Annotated in this window: 3 protein-coding genes; all 3 read left to right on the top strand. The window is 63.5% G+C overall.

Annotated features, from left to right (window positions below):
• Nucleotides 1-602: DHH family phosphoesterase (locus tag WBV42_RS20115; RefSeq protein WP_423987610.1), on the top strand; the 602-nt coding region annotated here is incomplete at its 5' end.
• A 139-nt stretch (nucleotides 603-741) separates the two neighbouring features.
• Nucleotides 742-1,881: a DUF373 family protein gene (locus WBV42_RS20110; protein ID WP_423987609.1), complete on the top strand. Its 1,140-nt coding sequence runs from the start codon at nucleotides 742-744 to the stop codon at nucleotides 1,879-1,881.
• A gap of 37 nt (nucleotides 1,882-1,918) precedes the next feature.
• A partial coding sequence (locus WBV42_RS20105; RefSeq protein ID WP_423987608.1) for a diphthine--ammonia ligase occupies nucleotides 1,919-2,409 on the top strand: 491 nt, incomplete at its 3' end.

Raw genomic sequence — 2,409 nt, 5'->3', positions numbered from 1 at the left:
CCGTCGGTCCGGACGAAATTCCACCTGAGGACGAGTTCGTTCTCCCGTCCCACATCGCCACCGGCTTGCTGTACGGGATACAGTCCGACACGAAACACCTGACGAACGGCTGTTCGGCGGCGGAGTTTTCGGCGAGTGCATACCTCTATCGCGGCGTGGACGAGCACCGACTCGACCGAATCGCGAACCCGCAGGTGAGCGCCGAAGTACTGGAAATCAAGTCACGGGCGATCACGGAACGGGAAGTTCGTGGCTCCTTTGCGGTCTGTAACGTTGGCTCGCTCTCGAACGCCGACGCGATTCCGCAGGCCGCGGACGAACTCATGCAACTCGAAGGGGTGACGGCCGTCGTCGTCTACGGCAAGCGCGAGGACACGCTCTACATCTCGGGACGGTCGCGCGACGACCGAGTTCACATGGGAAAGGCGCTGCAGGCGGCCGTCACGGACATCCCAGGTGCCGACGCCGGTGGGCACGCACGGATGGGTGGCGGGCAAGTGCCGGTCGAATCGGCGGTCATCGCCGGGGGGATGGAAGCGGGTCTCTGGTTGGACCGGGAGTTCATCGACGGGATTTTCGATGCACTGAACGGGAACGTCTGACTGTCGATCGTCGCACTGCTTGTACCCGGTTCGACGATGACAACGAACGAGTGACGGGGGTGACTAGTATATCATTGAGTAGAACAGTCGGGATAAAGACGACCTTTTTATCCTTTCGCCGTCTGGGGTGGAGTACCGAATGAGTACGTTGGTGGTGTGTGTCGATCGAAACGACGACATCGGACGCAAGACGGGGCTGGAGATGCCCGTCGCGGGATGGGAAGCGGTCCAGGCGCTCGTCACCGATGTCGGGTTGGCCGATCCCGAGGATTCGAGTGTCAACTGTCTTCTCGAAGCGCTCCGCGTGGCCCGCGACCTGCGGGACGAAGACGAGGAATCGATGGTCGCCGTCATCTCCGGTACCGCCGACACGCGCGTCGGTGCCGACCGCGCCGTGGCCGCCCAACTCGACGACCTCATCGCGGAACACCACCCCGACTCGACGATCATCGTCATCGATAGCGCGGAGGACGAACGCCTCGTCCCCATCGTGGAGAGTCGCGTCCGGGTGGACGCGGTGGACCGCGTGGTCGTCCGGCAGGCCCGCGACATCGAATCCACCTACTACCTGCTGAAGCAGTTCCTCGCGGACGAGGAACTGCGCCAGACCGTCCTCGTGCCGACCGGCATCGCACTCATCGCGTTCCCAGTGTTGCTGTTACGGTTGGGGCTCGCCATGGCGACGTCCGCCATCGCGGCCGTCGTCGGCCTGTTCGCGCTGTACAAGGGACTCGCCATCGGGTCCTATTTTCGCAACCTGCCCGGCGAGGCCCGCGACGCCCTCTACTCCGGGCGGGTTTCCATCGTCACCTACGTCGTCGCCGTGGGACTATCGCTTATCGGCGTGTTCGCCGGGGCGCTCCGAGCAGCGCCGATGGATTCCACCGGCAACGTCCTCATGACCGCGATGGCGTTCGTCTTCGAGAGCGTCCCGTGGATAGCCGTGGCCGCGCTCACCGCCAGCATGGGTCGCTTGCTGGACGAGGCCATCCGCAACGACAGCGTACGGAACTCGTATCTCAACCTGCCGTTCGGCGTGCTCGCGGTCGGGTTGGTCGTCCGCGGTTTCTCGGCCTACTTCCTCCAGCGCGCCGGAAACATCAAGCCCGTCGTGATTCCCCAGATAATGGTCGGGCAGACGACCATTCAGCGACTCACGCTCGACCCCGGAACCCGACTCGCGGTGTACGTCGTCCTCGGCGTCCTCGTCAGCCTTATCGGCGTTCGCGTGGCGTCCTACATAAGCGGGACGACCATCAACGAGGAACTGGTCGAGTAACCGAGGCTCATTTATTCCCCGACTCGCAAACCATCATATGAATCAGCAGGCGTGGGTCAGCCTCTTCTCCGGCGGCAAGGACTCCTCGTGGGCGCTCTACCGTGCGCTCGAAGAGGGCCTGAACGTCGAGCGACTGCTCACCGTTCACCCGAAAGGAGACTCGTACATGTACCACGTTCCGGCGACGGAACTCACGGCGCTCGCCGCCGAAAGCATCGGTATCCCTCTCGTGAACGTCGAGGGTGACTTCGACGCCGAATCGGTCGAGGACGCGGGCGAACAGGGCGACATGGAAACCGAAATCATGGAGGACGCGCTCCGCGACCTCGACCTCGACCTCGCGGGCGTGACGGCGGGTGCGGTCGAAAGCGAGTTCCAGACGCACCGGATTCAGGACCTCTGCGACGACCTCGGTATCGACCTGTTCGCTCCCATCTGGCAGCAGGACCCTCGCGAACTCGCGGACGCCATGCTCGACGCCGGTTTCGAGATCAAAATCGTTCAAGTCGCGGCCTACGGCTTGGACGA

Origin of the sequence: Haladaptatus sp., assembly GCF_049589095.1 — an archaeon.
Taxonomy (GTDB): domain Archaea; phylum Halobacteriota; class Halobacteria; order Halobacteriales; family Haladaptataceae; genus Haladaptatus.
Note: the sequence above shows the minus strand (reverse complement) of the source record. Positions and strands in the feature narration are given on the sequence as shown.